This window comes from Streptomyces sp. G45 (genome assembly GCF_049542095.1).
Lineage (GTDB): Bacteria > Actinomycetota > Actinomycetes > Streptomycetales > Streptomycetaceae > Streptomyces.
Genome location: NZ_JBMUZU010000001.1, coordinates 5,364,363 through 5,378,662, shown reverse-complemented (window position 1 = coordinate 5,378,662; position 14,300 = coordinate 5,364,363). Strand labels below are relative to the sequence as shown.

The following is a 14,300-nucleotide window of genomic DNA, read 5'->3' as shown; positions in this document are numbered from 1 at the left end:
GCACCCCACTCCCCCACCCACCTGCCCTCCATCACGCTCCGCGCTCGTCCTCAAACGCCGGACGGGCTGAATTCCCCGCCCCCGGGTGCGACAGCCCCAGCACTCAAGCCCCACCCACCCAGCACAACGAATCAGCCCGTCCGACGCCTGAGGACAAGCGCGCAGCGCGACCACCAAGCCCGTCCGGCGTTTGAGGACGAGGCGCGGAGCGCCGATCGACGGCGGGGTGCTAGGGGCAGCGGCCCCTAGTTCGGGGAGGGGCGGGTCTGGGGCGCCCCCGCGACGGGCTCAAGGAGCATCACGCCTCCGCCCCGCGGGCGACCGCGAAGAGCCGCCGGAAGGGGAAGACGGTGCCGTAGGGCCGCGCCGGATAGGCCTCGCGCAGGAGGGCCCCGTACTCGCCGAGGAAGGCCTCCGTGGCGGCCGGGTCGTCGGCGAGCGCGGTGAGGACGGGCCGCAGGCCGGTGCCCTTGACCCAGTCGAGGACGGGGTCGGGTCCGTGCAGGACCTGGAGGTAGGTGGTCTCCCAGACGTCGGCGGCGAGACCGAGGCCGTTCAGCAGGTCGAGGTAGGCGGCGGGTTCGAGGACCGCGTCGCGGTGCCGCAGCGTCCCGCCGAGCCGCTCGCGCCACCGCGAGGATGAGGCCAGCTCCCGCATCAGGGCGTGGCTGGGCGCGTCGAAGTTCGCGGGCACCTGGAAGGCGAAGGTCCCGCCGGGCGCGAGGGCGGCGGTCCAGTCGGCGAAGGAGTCGGCGTGGCCGGGCACCCACTGGAAGGTGGCGTTGGACAGGATCAGGTCGTACGTCTCGGGCGGTGTCCAGGCCGTGAGGTCGGCGGGGGCGAAGTCGACGTGTCCGCCGCCGGGCGTGGGGCCCGCGTGGGCGGCGGCCCGGTCGAGCATCTCGGGCGAGCTGTCGTACCCGGTGATGTGCGCGGCGGGCCACCGCTCGGCGATCGCGGTGGTGGAGTTCCCGGGCCCGCAGCCGAGGTCGGCGACGCGCAGGGGCCGCCCGGCGGGGTCGGGTGCGGTGACGTGGGCGAGCAGGTCGGCCAGGGCGCGGTTGCGGTGCCCGGCGTGGCGCAGGTACTGGCCCGGGTCCCAGGTGGGCGAGGCGGGGGCGGCGTGGGACGGCATGAGGGTGCTCCTCTGCTGCGTACGGGCACGCGAACGGCGTACGCGGGAGACTGCGCGGCGCGCGGACGCGCGGACGCGCGGCGTACGGAACGAATGGCGCGCCGTGCCGGTCGGTCGTCGTCGCCATCCTCACCCCTGACTATCTTGACGTCAAGAGACTTCATGTCGAGGAACCCCCTACACTGATCGCCATGGAGGACGAGGTCGACCGGCTGGTCGCTGCATGGCGTCGGGAGCGCCCTGACCTCGACGTGGAACCGCTTGAGGTGCTGAGCCGCGTGAGCAGGCTGGCGCGCCACCTCGACCGGGCGCGTCGGCTGGCGTTCTCCGAGCACGAGCTGGAGCCCTGGGAGTTCGACGTCCTGACGTCGCTGAGGCGCGCGGGCGCGCCGTACCAGCTGTCGCCGGGCCAGCTCCTCACCCAGACCCTGGTGACGTCCGGCACGATGACGAACCGCATCGACCGCCTCGCCAAGAAGGGCCTGGTCGAGCGGCTGCCGGACCCCAGCGACCGCAGGGGCGTCCTGGTGCGGCTCACCGAGGAGGGCCGGGACCGCGCCGACCAGGCCCTTTCGGGCCTGCTCGACCAGGAGCGGGCCATCCTCGGCGAGCTGTCGCGCGCCCAGCGCGGCGAACTGGCGGCGCTGCTACGCCAGTTGACCGCCCCGTTCGACAACATCCCCGGCTAGGTCCACGGGCCCGACCCCGGCCCGGCGGGCGAGGGCGACGGCGGCGAGCGTGGAGTGCACGCCGAGCTTGCCGAGCACGTTCTGCATGTGCGTGCGGACCGTGTGCGGGGACAGGAACAGCCGTTCGGCGACGGCCTTGCGGCCCAGGCCCGCCACCATGCAGCGCAGCACCTCGCGCTCGCGCGGGGTGAGCGACTCCACGAGCCGCTCACTCTCCGTGCGGTGCTTGCGGGCCGCCGTCAGCTCCCTCAGGACGCCGGTGAGCAGGGCGGGCGGCAGATGCGTCTCGTCGCGCAGGACACCGCGTATCACCGTGAGCAGCCGGGACAGGGAGCAGTCCTTCGCCACCCAGCCCGAGGCTCCGGCCTGGAGCGCGAGCGCCGCGCGGCGCGGGTCGTCCTTCTCGGCGAGCACCACCGTGCGTACGGAGGGCTGCGCCGTGCGCACGCCCGTCACCAGGGAGATGCCGTCCACGAGCCCGTCCGCCTGCCCGTCCTGCACGGGCACCGGCGGGCGGCCCGCGGTGCCGAGCGCTGGCGCGGAACCGCCCAGGTCGGCGTCGACGAGCAGCACGTCGTATCTGCGGCCCTCGGCGGCCGCCCGGTCCAGACAGCGCAGCGCGGCGGGGCCGCTGCCCGCCGCTGACACGTCCACGTCAGGCTCGGCCGCGAGCGCGGCCGCGAGCGACTCGGCGAAGATGCGATGGTCGTCGACGACCAGGACTCGGATTCGAACCACGGAAACCCCCACAGGCTGGAGGACGGTAGACCTGCGCGGATACGGCGCCCGGCACGGGAGTCACCGCAGCCGCACGGCCGCCGCCGTGCCCTGACTGCCACCCCCACGCCGGGCGTCGTACCCGACTGTCTCGCCCCCTGATAGGCGCCGGCCCCCACCGGCGCTGTCCATCAGAGTACGGACGGGGGCCCGGAGCGGAAGTGGATTTGCAGAACTGATTGCCCGTCGCGTTTATGGTGAGCCGTATGTTTCGTATTGAGACGGGAGTCGACAAAGAACGGCTTCGTCTGCTTCGGACGCGATTGCGGGCCGCCAACACGGCGGCGTCACCCGCGCTACGGGCGCTGCGCGGCACCGACGCCGAGCGCGAACTCCCCCTCGGCGTCTGGGCGTTGGGCGACGACGGCGCCTTCGTCGGGGGGCTCGCCGGGCACACCTGGGCCGGGTGGCTGCATGTCTCGCTGCTCTGGGTGTCGGACGAGGCCCGGGGGGTCGGGCTCGGGGGGCGGATCCTGACGGAGGCGGAGCGGGTCGCCCGGGAGGAGCGGGGGTGTCGGCGGGCGCGGCTGGAGACGTGGGATTTCCAAGCGCCGGACTTCTACCGCAAGTTCGGGTACGAGGTCGTGTGCGTCATCCCCGACTACCCGGAGGGCGCCACGGAGTACACCCTGACGAAACGGCTGGGCTGAGCCCTCGCGGGGCGCCCCAGACCCGCCCCTTTCCCGAAACCATGGGGCGCGGCCCCCTGGCACCCCCGCTATCGCCGCTTCGCGGCTCGTCCTCAAACGCCGGACGGGCTGAATCATCGCGCTGCGCGCTCGCCCTCAAACGCCGGGCGGGCTGAATACAGCCCGCCCGCCGCGGTAGCGGTGGATCACGGTCAGCCGACGACGGCGAGCACGCGGCACGCTCCAGCCCGCCCGGCGTTTGAGGGCGAGGCGCGGAGCGCCGATGGGTGGGGGTGCTGGGGGCTGGCCCCCTAGTTCGGGAAGGGGCGGGTCTGGGGCGCGCCCGCGAGGGGGAGGCGTCGGGCGCCGGAAGAGGCCGGGGCCTCGAAGACCCGCGGCTCCGCGAAGCCCGCCTCGGCGAACGCCCCCCGCACGGCCTTCCCGACCGCGTCCGCACCCGCGCCCTCGGCCAGCACCACCACGGACCCCCCGAACCCGCCCCCCGTCATCCGCGCCCCGAGCGCCCCGGCCCCGCACGCCGCGGACACCGCGAGGTCCAGCTCGGGGCAGGAGACCCGCAGGTCGTCCCGCAGGGAGGCGTGGCCCTCGGTGAGCACGGCCCCCACCCCGCGGACATCGCCCCGCGCGAGGAGCGCCACGACCCGCTCCACCCGCCGCCCCTCGGAGACGACGTGCCGGACGTAGCGCCGCACCCGTTCGTCGCCCAACCGGGCGAGCGCGGCGGGGAGTTCGGCGTGGGGGACGTCCCGCAGGTGGGACACGCCGAGGGCGCGCGCCCCGGCCTCGCACCCGGCGCGCCGCTCGGCGTACGCGCCGTCGCCGAGGGCGTGCCGGACGCGGGTGTCGACGACCAGGAGGGCCAGCCCCTCGGCCCCGAGGTCGAAGGGCACCTGCCGCACGGACAGGTCGCGGCAGTCGAGGTGCAGCAGGTGTCCGGGCACGCAGGCCGCCGCGGCCATCTGGTCCATGACGCCGCAGGGCACGCCGACGAAGTCGTTCTCGGCGCGCTGGGCGAGCAGCGCCAACTCGCGGCGGGAGAGGCCGAGTTCGTACAGGTCGTTGAGGGCGAGGGCGGTGACGACCTCCAGCGCGGCCGAGGAGGACAGGCCCGCGCCGGTCGGGACCGTCGACGCCAGGTGCAGGTCGGCGCCGCCCACCGCGTGCCCGGCCTCGCGCAGCGCCCACAGGACGCCCGCGGGGTAGGCCGCCCAGCCGCCGTCCGGGCGAGGGGCGAGGGCGTCGGCGGCCAGTTCGACGACGGGGCCCTCGACGTCCGCGGAGTGCACCCGCAGGGTGCCGTCGGTGCGGCGGGCGACGGCGGCGACCGCGGTGTGCGGCAGCGCCAGCGGCATCACGAAGCCCTCGTTGAAGTCCGTGTACTCGCCGATGAGGTTGACGCGGCCCGGCGCCGCCCACACTCCCTCGGGCTCGTACCCGTACAGGGCGGTGAACTCCCGGGCCACGTCCACTGGTTACCCCTTCCGCTGGGCGAAGGCCCAGGCGTCGGCGACGATGCCCGCGAGGTCGGCGCGGGCGGGCCGCCAGCCGAGGCGCTCGTGGGCGGTGGCGGCGGAGGCCACCAGGACCGCGGGGTCGCCGCCGCGGCGCCCGGCCACGACCTCGGGGACCGGGTGGCCGGTGACCTGGCGGACGGTCTCGATGACCTCGCGCACGGAGAAGCCGTTGCCGTTGCCGAGGTTGCAGATGAGGTGCTCGCCGGGCGTGGCGGCGTCCAGGGCGCGCAGATGGGCGTCGGCGAGGTCCGCGACGTGGATGTAGTCGCGTACGCAGGTGCCGTCGGGGGTGTCGTAGTCGTCGCCGAAGACGGAGATGGCCTCGCGCTTGCCCTGGGCGACCTGGAGGACGAGGGGGATGAGGTGCGACTCGGGGTCGTGGCGCTCGCCGTACGCGCCGTAGGCGCCCGCGACGTTGAAGTAGCGCAGGGAGACCGCGCCCAGGCCGTGGGCGGCGGCCTCGCCGGTGATCATGTGGTCGACGGCGAGCTTGGAGGCGCCGTACGGGGAGGTGGGGGCGGTCGGGTCGGTCTCCTTGATGGGCGTGCTGACGGGTTCGCCGTAGGTGGCCGCCGTGGAGGAGAAGACGAGCTTGCGCACGCCCGCGTCGCGCATGGCGCCGAGCAGCGCCATGGTGCCGCCGACGTTGTTGTCCCAGTACTTCTCGGGCTTGGCGACGGACTCGCCGACCTGGGAGAAGGCGGCGAAGTGCAGCACGCCGTCGTAGGAGCGGTCCAGCCATTTGGCGGCGTCGCGGATGTCACCCTCGATGAACGCGGCGCCCGCGGGGACGCCCTCGCGGAAGCCGGTGGAGAGGTTGTCGAGGACCGCGACCTCGTGCCCGGCCTCGATCAGATGCTGCGCCACGACGCTGCCGACATAGCCCGCACCACCCGTGACCAGGTACTTCGCACTCATCAACTCGCTACCTCTCGCAGTCGCTCGGCCGCGGCCTCCGGCGGCACGTCGTTGATGAACACACTCATGCCGGATTCGGAACCCGCGAGGAACTTCAGCTTGCCGGAAGTGCGGCGAATGGTGAAAAGCTCAAGGTGGAGGGCGAAGTCCTGCCGCCCGATTCCGTCGTACGCGTCCGGCTCGCCGAACGGCGCCTGGTGCCAGGCCGCGATATAGGGCACGGGCGGCTCGCCCTCGCCGAAGATCCGGTCGAACCGCTTCAGGAGTTCCAGGTAGACCCGGGGGAACTCGGCGCGCGCGGGTCCGTCGAGGGCGAGCAGGTCGGGGACGCGGCGCTTGGGGTGGAGGTGCACCTCGTAGGGCCAGTGCGCGGCGTACGGCACGAAGGCCACCCAGTGCTCGGCGTCGAGGACGACGCGCTCGGCGGCGCGCTCGGCGGTGAGGACGTCGTCGAAGAGGTTGCGGCCGGTGGCGGCCCGGTGGGCGGCGAGCGAGCGCAGCATCAGGGCGGTGCGCGGGGTGACGAAGGGGTAGGCGTAGATCTGGCCGTGCGGGTGGCCGAGGGTCACGCCGATCTCCGCGCCCCGGTTCTCGAAGCAGAACACCTGCGCCACGGACGGCAGGTGGGACAGCTCGGCGGTGCGGTCCGTCCAGGCGTCGAGGACGAGCGCGGCCTGGGCCTCGGTGAGGTCGGCGAAGGACGCGGTGTGGTCGGGGGTGAAGCAGACGACCTCGCAGCGGCCCGCGTCGCCGGACAGGGACGGGAAGCGGTTCTCGAAGACCACGACGTCGTACGACGTGTCGGGGATCTCGGTGGGGCGGCCCGGGGCGGAGGGGCACAGGGGGCACTCGTCGGCCGGGGGGTGGTAGGTGCGGCCCTGGCGGTGCGAGGCGATGGCGACGCTGTCGCCGAGGAGGGGGTCCCGGCGGATCTCGCTGGTGGTGGTCACGGCGTCGAGGGGCCGGGTGTCGGGGGCCGTGCGGACCGCGTCGTCGCGGGTGTCGTAGTAGATGAGCTCACGACCGTCGGCGAGCCGGGTCGAGGTCTTCTTCACTTCCGGGGCTCCTCATCGCCCGCCAACAGAACCAAACACAACAAACCACAAGCCAACAGTCCCGTCAATGCCCCGCCCCACCCTCCGCACCCCCACCAGCCCGCACCGCCCCAAACCAGGACACACCCATCACCCCGATCACAATCAAACAAAGAAAATCAACAGAACTGTTCACTTCCTGAAACCCGGGGCGTAGGTTCCGCCCAGATCAGCCCCGCGGGTCAGCCCCGCGGGTCGGCCCCGCGGTTCCCTCCCGCAAGGCAGACCCCCATCCCGATCGGTTCGCGCGACGAAGCGAGTTCTCATGCCGCCCCTCCACCACCCCGCCCACACCACCCTGGCCGACGGGCTCCGGCTCCCCACCAACGGCCTCGACTACGCGATCCTCGCGATCTACTTCGTGGTCGTCCTCGGCATCGGATTCGCCGCCCGGCGCTCCGTGAAGACCAGCCTCGACTTCTTCCTGTCCGGCCGGTCGCTGCCCGCGTGGGTCACCGGCCTCGCGTTCGTCGCCGCCAACCTCGGTGCCACGGAGATCCTCGGCATGGCGGCGACCGGCGCGCAGTACGGCGTCGCGGTCGTCCACTGGTACTGGATCGGCGCGATCCCCGCCATGGTCTTCCTGGGCCTGGTGATGATGCCGTTCTACTACCGCTCCAAGGTCCGCTCCGTCCCCGAGTTCCTGCTCCAGCGCTTCGACGCCTCCGCGCACCTGCTCAGCTCGGCGCTGTTCGCGTTCGCCGCCGTGCTCATCGCGGGCGTCAACCTCTACGCCCTCGCGATCGTCGTGGAGGCGCTGCTCGGCTGGCCGCAGTGGGTGGCGATCGTGGTCGCCGGGTTCTTCGTGCTCGCGTACATCACCGTCGGCGGGCTCTCCTCGGCGATCTACAACGAGGTCCTCCAGTTCTTCGTGATCCTGGCCGCGCTCATCCCGATCTGCGTCATCGGCATGAAGAAGGTCGGCGGCTGGGACGGCCTGAGCGGCAACCTGGAGAAGAGCCACGGCGACAACTTCCTCACCGCCTGGGGCGGCACCGGCATCGGCGACGCCAACCCGCTCGGCGCCAACTGGCTGACCATCGTCCTCGGCCTCGGCTTCGTGCTCTCCTTCGGCTACTGGACCACCAACTTCGCCGAGGTGCAGCGCGCGCTGTCGGCGAAGAACCTCAGCGCGGCCCAGCGCACCCCGCTCATCGCGGCCTTCCCGAAGATGTTCATCGTCTTCCTGGTGATGCTGCCCGGCCTGGTGGCCGCCGTCCTCGTCCCGAAGATCGGCACGGCGGGCTCCGACCTCACCTACAACGACGCGATCCCCTACCTGATGCAGGAGTTGCTGCCCAACGGCGTCCTCGGCATCGCCGTCACGGGCCTGCTCGCCGCGTTCATGGCGGGCATGGCCGCCAACGTCTCGTCCTTCAACACCGTGTTCACGTACGACATCTGGGCCCGGTACGTCGTCAAGGGCCGCGAGGACGCCTACTACTTGAACTTCGGCCGCCTGATCACCGCGATCGGCGTGCTCGCCTCCATCGGCACCGCCTTCATCGCGTCGTCCTTCTCCAACATCATGGGCTACCTCCAGACCCTGTTCTCCTTCTTCAACGTGCCGATGTTCGTGGTCTTCGTCATCGGCATGTTCTGGAAGCGGGCGTCCATGAAATCCGGCGTGTGGGGGCTCGTCGCGGGCACCACCGCCGCGATGGTCAACTACTTCTGGATCTACAAGCAGGGCGTCGTCGACATCCCCACCGACCAGGGCGCCAACTTCGTCTCCGCGATCGTGGGCTTCGTCGCGGGCGCGGTCGTGATGGTCGCCGTCACCCTCTTCACCGCGCCCAAGCCAGAGGCCGAACTCGCCGGTCTCGTCTACGGGACGGTCTCGCCCGGCCTGAAGGACGACGGTGACGACGGCACGGAGCCGGGGGACGCCGCCTGGTACCGGAAGCCCGCGCTGCTTGGCTGGGGCGCGGTGGTGCTGGCCGCGGCGTGCTACGTCCCCTACTCGTTCTGACCCCACCCCGACCTGACCGGAGAGCCGAGGAACCCCTCATGTCCGACCTGCAGAAGGAAGTCTCCGAACTGGAGCGGAAGTCCGCGACCGCGGCCCGCCTCTTCGACATCCGGCGCATCATCGGCGGCCTGTTCGTCGTGTACGGGGTCATCGTCACCGTCGCCGGGATCACCGCGTCCGACGCCGACCTCGACAAGGCCGAGGGCATCAACATCAACCTCTGGACCGGCCTCGGCATGCTGGCCCTCGGCGCGGCCTTCCTCACCTGGCTATGGCTCCGCCCCCTCCCCCGCGACCCCCAGCGCTGACCCTCGCGGGGGCGAAAATCGGCCTTCGGCCTCGTCCTCAAACGCCGGACGGGCTAGAACTCTGCCGCACCGGCAGACTCCAGCCCAGCCCGCGAAGATCCAGCCCGTCCGGCGTTTGAGGACGAGGCCGAAGGCCGATTCACGGGGTGCCAGGGGCTGGCCCCTGGTTTCGGGAAAGGGGCGGGTCTGGGGCGCCCCCCGCGAGGGCTACGGCGGGGGCTGGGTGGTCGAGTTGTTGAGTTCCCCGCCGGAGGCGGGGCGTTCCGCCCGGTCGAGGAGGCCGGTGCGGGCGGCCAACGCCGCCGCCTCCAACCGCGACCCCACCCCCAACTTCATCAGCACCCGCTGCACATGCGTCCGCGCGGTACTGGGCGCGATCCCCATCCCCGCGGCGATGAGCCGCGTGTCCTCCCCGTCAGCGACCCGCACCAGCACCTCGACCTCACGCGGAGTGAGCATCTGGAGCAGCCGCTGCCCCTCGTCGTCGGGCTGCGCGGCGGGGTTGAGCAGTTCGCTGAAGGCGCCTTGGAGCAGTTGGGGCGCGACGGCGGCCTCACCGGCGCGCGCCTTCATGATGGCGCGCTCGACTCCTTCGATGCGCTCGTCGTGGCGCACGTACCCGGAGGCACCGGAGGCGAACGCGGCGGCGATGCCGCGCGGCGACGGGACGGGCCCTAGCACCACCACGGCGACCTGCGGCCGCTCCCGTTTGATGCGCACCACGGGATCGAACATGCCGGGCTCGGCGGGGGTCGCCGTACCGAGCAGACACACCTCGGGGGCCCTGCTGATGACCAGCTCCGCCGCGCCCGCGGCGGGCGCCGCCGCGGCGAGCACCCGGTGCCCGCGCAGCTTCAGCGCCGAAGCCAGCGCCTCAGCGAGCAGTCGGTGGTCGTCGACCACCATCAGCCGCACTCCCATCGAGCAACCCCCCAATGTCCCCCACGGATTCCCCCACTGATCCCCCCAAGGACCCGGGGCCCCGGCCCTCCATTCCCCCGGAAGCTACACGCTTGTTCGACGTTGCGCTGCCCCTACCGTCCAGATGCAGCCCTGGATGCCGAAATCCCTGCCTTCGAGCGAGCCACAGTACGGAAGTACGGAGAGTGAACACCCCCCGAGTCGGGAACGGCCCCGGACCGTGGGGTCCGGGGCCGTGCGTGCCGTTTCTCCCGCGCGTTCTGCCGCGCGGTGGGAGGGCTCAGTTGGTGGTGAAGCCCAGCGCGATGAACTCCTTGTCGTCCTTGGAGTACGGCTTGCTGATCAGGCGCTTGCCCATGAAGAGGTTGCCGTTGCCGTAGAGGAGTTCGTTGGACTTGGGGACCATGCCGCTGATGGCGCTGGTGACGGATTCCGTCGGCGGGGTCTCCAGGAGCTTGGTCTCCTTCATCGTGCCGCCGTCGAGGGAGACGACCTGGGCGCCCTTGTTGTAGCCGCCGCCCTTGTACGCGAGGAGGTTGCCGCCGTCCATGCGGATGGGGAACATCTCGCCGTCCTTGCCCGCGTCGGCGCGGTCACCGGTGGTCTTTCCCGTGGCGAGGGAGAACGCGATGATCTCGTTGGTGAAGCCGTAGCCGGAGCCGGGCGCGTCGTGCTGGCGGGTGGGCACGTACAGCTTGTCGTTGCCCACGACGATCGCGCTGCAGCTCGCCCACTTGTTGACCTCGCAGTCGTGGGCGTACTTGCCGTCCTCCAGCTTGATACGGGCGCGCAGCTTGCCGCTGTTGCTCAGCGAGAAGACGTCCGTGGCGCCGCTGGCCGTGATCTCCCCGGTGTCCTGGCCGAACACGATCGGGTTCGTCGAGATGATCTTGGCATTGTCGATGCCGTCGGCCAGCTCGTAGCTCCACTTGTCGTCACCCGTCTTGGGGTCCAGGAGCTGGATCTTGAGCTTCTCGTCGTCGTAGTTGCCGCACTTGCGGACCGCGACGAGCTGGTCGCCGCCCGCGTAACCGGCGTCCTTGCACTTGTCGCCGACCTGCGGCTTCCACAGCAGCTTGCCGGACATGTCCCAGGCGGCGCCGGTGCCGCCGGTGCCGGAGCCCGCGGCGATGGTGGAGCCGGAGATCGCGACCTCCTCGAACTCCACCTTCATGCCGCTGGTCTCGACGTCCTTGGTCCACAGCTTCTTGCCGGTCTTCAGGTCGACCGCGGAGACCTGGCTGCAGTCCGGGTACTTGTCGGCCTTGGTGGCCTTGCCGTCCTTGGCGACCACCGCGGCGACGCCGTCCTTGGTGATCTCCTTGGACACCGCGCAGGTCTCACCGCTCAGCGGGATCGACCACTTCTCCTTGCCGGAGGCGGGGTCATAGGCGATGAGGGCGTGGTCCTTGTCCTTGCCCTGGTAGCCGGACTTGACGACCGCGTCGTCCGTCAGCCAGGAGCCCGCGACGCTCCACACCTCGTCCTTGGGCACCGCGGGCGCCGGGACCTGGAAGGCCACCTTGGCGCTGGGGTTGGCCGGGGCCTTCTCCTTGGCGGGGCCGCTGGAGGGCGGGCCGTCCTCGCCGCCCTTCTTGCCGCCGCCCTTCTTGCCGTCCTCCTTGGCGGTGGTCTTCTTGTCGTCGTCCTTCTGCGAGGACGCGTAGATGACGCCGCCGCCGACGATCAGCGCGATCGCGGCGACCGCCGCCACGATGATCGTCATCTGCTTCTTCTTGCCGCCGTCACCGGATCCGCCGGGCCCGCCGGGCACCGGCTGCTGCGGCTGCATCGCCACCGTCGGCATCTGCCCGTACGCCTGGCCGTGCGGCTGCTGGCCGGGGTAGCCGTAGCCGGGCTGCTGGCCCGGCTGGCCCGGGTAGCCGTAGCCCGGCTGCTGCCCGTAGGCCGGGGTGGCGGGCTGCCCGTACGCGGGCGGGACCTGCGGGGTGCTCGGGGCGGTCGGGGCGGGCGGGACCTGCGGGGCCCCCGGGGCGGTCGGCGGCGGCGTCATCGGCGGCTGCGGGGCCCCGTAGGCGGGCTGGCCCGGCGGGGGCGGCGGCGGGGTGCCCGGCGCGGCGGGCGGCGGCGGGGTGCCCGGGGCCTGCGGGGCCTGCGGGGCCTGCGGGGCCTGCGGGGCCTGCGGGGCCTGCGGGGCCTGCGGGTAGCCGTAGCCCGGCTCGGGGGCCTTGCCGAAACCTCCCTGCGGGTCCTGCGGGGCGCCGAACCCTCCCTGCGGGGGCTCGTTGGGCGGCTGGGGCGGCTGAGTCATGACGTCTTCCTTGGGGGGACGGGAGGGGTGAGGGGGCGGTGGGGGGTCACTTGCCGTAGGCCAGCATCAGCTTCTCGCGGCCCTGCGTGGTGCCGGACAGCCGCGTCGTGGAGATGTAGAAGCGCCCGTCCACGTAGTCGACGGCCTTCGAGAAGAAGCCGTTCTCGATCTTCGACGTCCCCTCGGGGTTCCGCAGCAGCGTCTTGGGCGTGTGCGAGCCGCTGGTCGCGATGGACACGACCCGGCCGCCCGCGGTGTACGACGGCTTCACATACGCGATCAGCGCGCCGTCCTGCTTCTTCAGCGGCACCATCGAGGTGTCCGTCGGCGACTTCACGCGCCAGGCGGCCTTGCCGGTGGCCAGGCTGATCGCGACGATCTCGTTGGCGCCGGAGGTCGCCTTCGTCGGCAGGTAGAGGTACCGGTCGTCGGCGGCGACGCCCGAGCAGCTCTGGATGTCGCTGCTGAAGGAGGAGATCCAGCCGCAGTCAGGCGCGAAGTCCTCGTCGACCTGGACCTCGGAGCGGGTGGCGGAGCTGCCCGCCTTGAGCGTGGTGATGTTCCACTTCTTCTTGTCCTCGTTGGTGAGGTAGAGGACGGCGGGCGACGTGGAGTACACCTTCTCCAGGCGCCAGCCCTTCGGGAACTTCTTGGTCCACTTGGCCTTGCCGGTCCGCGGGTCCAGCTCCTGCAGCTCGTCGTGCTCGGTGGGCGTGCTCGCGCCGCAGGACAGCGACATCAGGATGCGCTCGCCGCCGGTGAAGCCGTCGGGGAAGCAGGTGCCCTCGTCCTTCTTGCGCACCACGTACATCTTCTTGCCGTCGCTCATGCGGTAGGCGGTGCCCGACTGGGAGCGGCCCACCATCAGCACGTCGTCCGTGATGGTCAGGCCGACGTTCAGGGTCATGTCGAAGAGACCTTCCTTCTTCGACTCCCGCTGCCAGCCCTTCTTGCCGGTCTTCAGGTCGACGACCTGGAGCTGGTTGCACTCGGCGCTGCTCTTCAGGCCCTCCTTGTACGCGACGACGACCTTGCCGTCGTCGCTGATCTGCCGGGACGCCGAGCAGATCTCGAAGGGGAACTTGATCGCGGGCCAGGCGGGCCTGCCCGTCTCGACGTCGTAGGCGAGGAGCTCCCGGTACGCGGCCTTGACCGCGACGCCGTCCTTGACCCACATGCCGGGGGCGTCGGCGCCCTTGCCGGGGGCCTCCGGGGCCTCCTTGTACCAGAGCACCTTGGACTCGCCGGGCTTGCGGCCCTCGTTGAGGTCCTCCTTGCCCTCGTGGCCGTCGCCGCTGCCGTCGCCCGGGTTGACCGGGGCGGACGCGGAGGACTTGGGGTCCTTGTTCTTCGCCTCGGACTTCTTCTTGTCGTCGTCGCCACCGCCGCTGGTGACGGCCCAGACGGCGCCGCCCGCGACGAGCAGGGCCGCCACGGACGCCGCGATGATCATCGCGGGCTTGCCCTTGAAGGGGCTCTTCCGGCCACCGCCGGGCGGCGGGGTGCCGGGTCCGCCCCCGGCCGGGTACGGCTGCTGCGGCTGGGCGTAGGGGCCGGGCTGCTGGCCGTAGGGGCCGGACTGCTGGGCGTACGGGCCCGGCTGCGCGTAGGGGCCCGGCTGGGCGGGCTGGGCGGGCTGGGCGGGTTGGCCGTAGGGGCCGGGCTGGGCGTACGGGCCCGCTGGCGCGGCGGGCTGTCCGGGCTGGCCCGGCTGGCCCGGCTGGCCCGGCTGGCTGTAGGGCCCCGGCTGCTGCGGGTAGCCGTAGGGTCCCGCCTGGCCGGGGGCCTGCTGGGGGTAGCCGTAGCCCGGCTGCGGGGCCGGGGTGCCGGGCGGGCCCGCGGGGGGCGGCTGCGGCGCGCCCGCCTGTCGCGGGTCCTGCGGCGGCTGCGACTGCGGCTGCTGTGGAGATCCGAAGCCGCCCTGCGGCGGCTGATTGGGCGGCTGAGTCATCAGCGCTTCCCCCTTCACTGATTTTCGGCACGCCAAGTGGTGCTCAGGCCGACCTTTCTATCACTCCATTCCGGCCATGGCCGGGACCGGTCCAGCCCC

The 14,300-nt window shown here is 72.0% G+C and carries 12 protein-coding genes; 4 read left to right on the top strand and 8 right to left on the bottom strand.

Annotation, left to right across the window (positions count from 1 at the left end):
- Positions 1-298: 298 nt before the first annotated feature.
- Positions 299-1,135: a trans-aconitate 2-methyltransferase gene (locus tag ACOBQU_RS22700; RefSeq protein WP_423629144.1), complete on the bottom strand. Its 837-nt coding sequence runs from the start codon at positions 1,133-1,135 to the stop codon at positions 299-301.
- A 191-nt stretch (positions 1,136-1,326) separates the two neighbouring features.
- On the opposite strand from ACOBQU_RS22700, the gene tamR reads away from it, so the two are divergent.
- Positions 1,327-1,824: a MarR family transcriptional regulator TamR gene (tamR, locus tag ACOBQU_RS22695; protein ID WP_423629143.1), complete on the top strand. Its 498-nt coding sequence runs from the start codon at positions 1,327-1,329 to the stop codon at positions 1,822-1,824.
- Here the strand turns inward: tamR and ACOBQU_RS22690 are convergent.
- Positions 1,783-2,562, bottom strand: a complete 780-nt coding sequence (locus ACOBQU_RS22690; RefSeq protein ID WP_423629142.1) for a LuxR C-terminal-related transcriptional regulator — start codon at positions 2,560-2,562, stop codon at positions 1,783-1,785. The genes tamR and ACOBQU_RS22690 overlap by 42 nt on opposite strands.
- 233 nt (positions 2,563-2,795) lie before the next feature.
- Between ACOBQU_RS22690 and ACOBQU_RS22685 the strand changes: the two genes are divergently transcribed.
- Positions 2,796-3,251, top strand: a complete 456-nt coding sequence (locus tag ACOBQU_RS22685) for a GNAT family N-acetyltransferase (protein WP_423629141.1) — start codon at positions 2,796-2,798, stop codon at positions 3,249-3,251.
- Between the two features lie 290 nt (positions 3,252-3,541).
- Here the strand turns inward: ACOBQU_RS22685 and galK are convergent, their stop codons facing one another.
- From galK to galT, 3 genes are read right to left on the bottom strand one after another with little or no spacing between them, the layout of a single operon-like run.
- Positions 3,542-4,720 (bottom strand): galactokinase, encoded by a 1,179-nt coding sequence (gene galK, locus ACOBQU_RS22680; protein WP_423629140.1) that lies wholly within the window; start codon positions 4,718-4,720, stop codon positions 3,542-3,544.
- Between the two features lie 3 nt (positions 4,721-4,723).
- A complete protein-coding gene (galE, locus tag ACOBQU_RS22675) occupies positions 4,724-5,683 on the bottom strand; it encodes a UDP-glucose 4-epimerase GalE (RefSeq protein ID WP_423629139.1) in 960 nt (319 codons plus the stop codon).
- Complete coding sequence (gene galT, locus ACOBQU_RS22670; protein WP_423629138.1) at positions 5,683-6,738, bottom strand: galactose-1-phosphate uridylyltransferase; 1,056 nt, start codon at positions 6,736-6,738, stop codon at positions 5,683-5,685. The genes galE and galT overlap by 1 nt, the downstream gene beginning before the upstream one ends.
- A gap of 304 nt (positions 6,739-7,042) precedes the next feature.
- Here galT and ACOBQU_RS22665 point away from each other — a divergent pair, with 304 nt between their 5' ends.
- Positions 7,043-8,749, top strand: coding sequence for a sodium:solute symporter family protein (locus ACOBQU_RS22665; protein WP_423629137.1), 1,707 nt, complete (start codon positions 7,043-7,045; stop codon positions 8,747-8,749).
- 38 nt (positions 8,750-8,787) lie between these two features.
- The gene (locus ACOBQU_RS22660) at positions 8,788-9,057 is read left to right on the top strand and encodes a hypothetical protein (protein WP_423629136.1); all 270 of its coding nucleotides are present in this window, start codon (positions 8,788-8,790) and stop codon (positions 9,055-9,057) included.
- Positions 9,058-9,264: 207 nt separating this feature from the next.
- Here the strand turns inward: ACOBQU_RS22660 and ACOBQU_RS22655 are convergent, their stop codons facing one another.
- The 3 genes from ACOBQU_RS22655 to ACOBQU_RS22645 all read right to left on the bottom strand — a co-directional run bounded on the left by ACOBQU_RS22655 (position 9,265) and on the right by ACOBQU_RS22645 (position 14,201).
- A complete protein-coding gene (locus ACOBQU_RS22655) occupies positions 9,265-9,978 on the bottom strand; it encodes a helix-turn-helix transcriptional regulator (protein ID WP_423629135.1) in 714 nt (237 codons plus the stop codon).
- Positions 9,979-10,258: 280 nt separating this feature from the next.
- A complete protein-coding gene (locus ACOBQU_RS22650; protein ID WP_423629134.1) occupies positions 10,259-12,250 on the bottom strand; it encodes a PQQ-binding-like beta-propeller repeat protein in 1,992 nt (663 codons plus the stop codon).
- 46 nt (positions 12,251-12,296) lie between these two features.
- The gene (locus ACOBQU_RS22645; RefSeq protein ID WP_423629133.1) at positions 12,297-14,201 is read right to left on the bottom strand and encodes a PQQ-binding-like beta-propeller repeat protein; all 1,905 of its coding nucleotides are present in this window, start codon (positions 14,199-14,201) and stop codon (positions 12,297-12,299) included.
- Positions 14,202-14,300: the final 99 nt, after the last annotated feature.

What these genes read in the sequence shown, in the direction of transcription:
- ACOBQU_RS22700 (WP_423629144.1), bottom strand. Translation starts at nt 1,135, where the DNA reads ATGCCGTCCCACGCCGCCCCCGCCTCGCCCACCTGGGACCCGGGCCAG.
- tamR (WP_423629143.1), top strand. Translation starts at nt 1,327, where the DNA reads ATGGAGGACGAGGTCGACCGGCTGGTCGCTGCATGGCGTCGGGAGCGC.
- ACOBQU_RS22685 (WP_423629141.1), top strand. Translation starts at nt 2,796, where the DNA reads ATGGTGAGCCGTATGTTTCGTATTGAGACGGGAGTCGACAAAGAACGG.
- galE (WP_423629139.1), bottom strand. Translation starts at nt 5,683, where the DNA reads ATGAGTGCGAAGTACCTGGTCACGGGTGGTGCGGGCTATGTCGGCAGC.
- ACOBQU_RS22665 (WP_423629137.1), top strand. Translation starts at nt 7,043, where the DNA reads ATGCCGCCCCTCCACCACCCCGCCCACACCACCCTGGCCGACGGGCTC.
- ACOBQU_RS22660 (WP_423629136.1), top strand. Translation starts at nt 8,788, where the DNA reads ATGTCCGACCTGCAGAAGGAAGTCTCCGAACTGGAGCGGAAGTCCGCG.
- ACOBQU_RS22655 (WP_423629135.1), bottom strand. Translation starts at nt 9,978, where the DNA reads ATGGGAGTGCGGCTGATGGTGGTCGACGACCACCGACTGCTCGCTGAG.
- ACOBQU_RS22650 (WP_423629134.1), bottom strand. Translation starts at nt 12,250, where the DNA reads ATGACTCAGCCGCCCCAGCCGCCCAACGAGCCCCCGCAGGGAGGGTTC.
- ACOBQU_RS22645 (WP_423629133.1), bottom strand. Translation starts at nt 14,201, where the DNA reads ATGACTCAGCCGCCCAATCAGCCGCCGCAGGGCGGCTTCGGATCTCCA.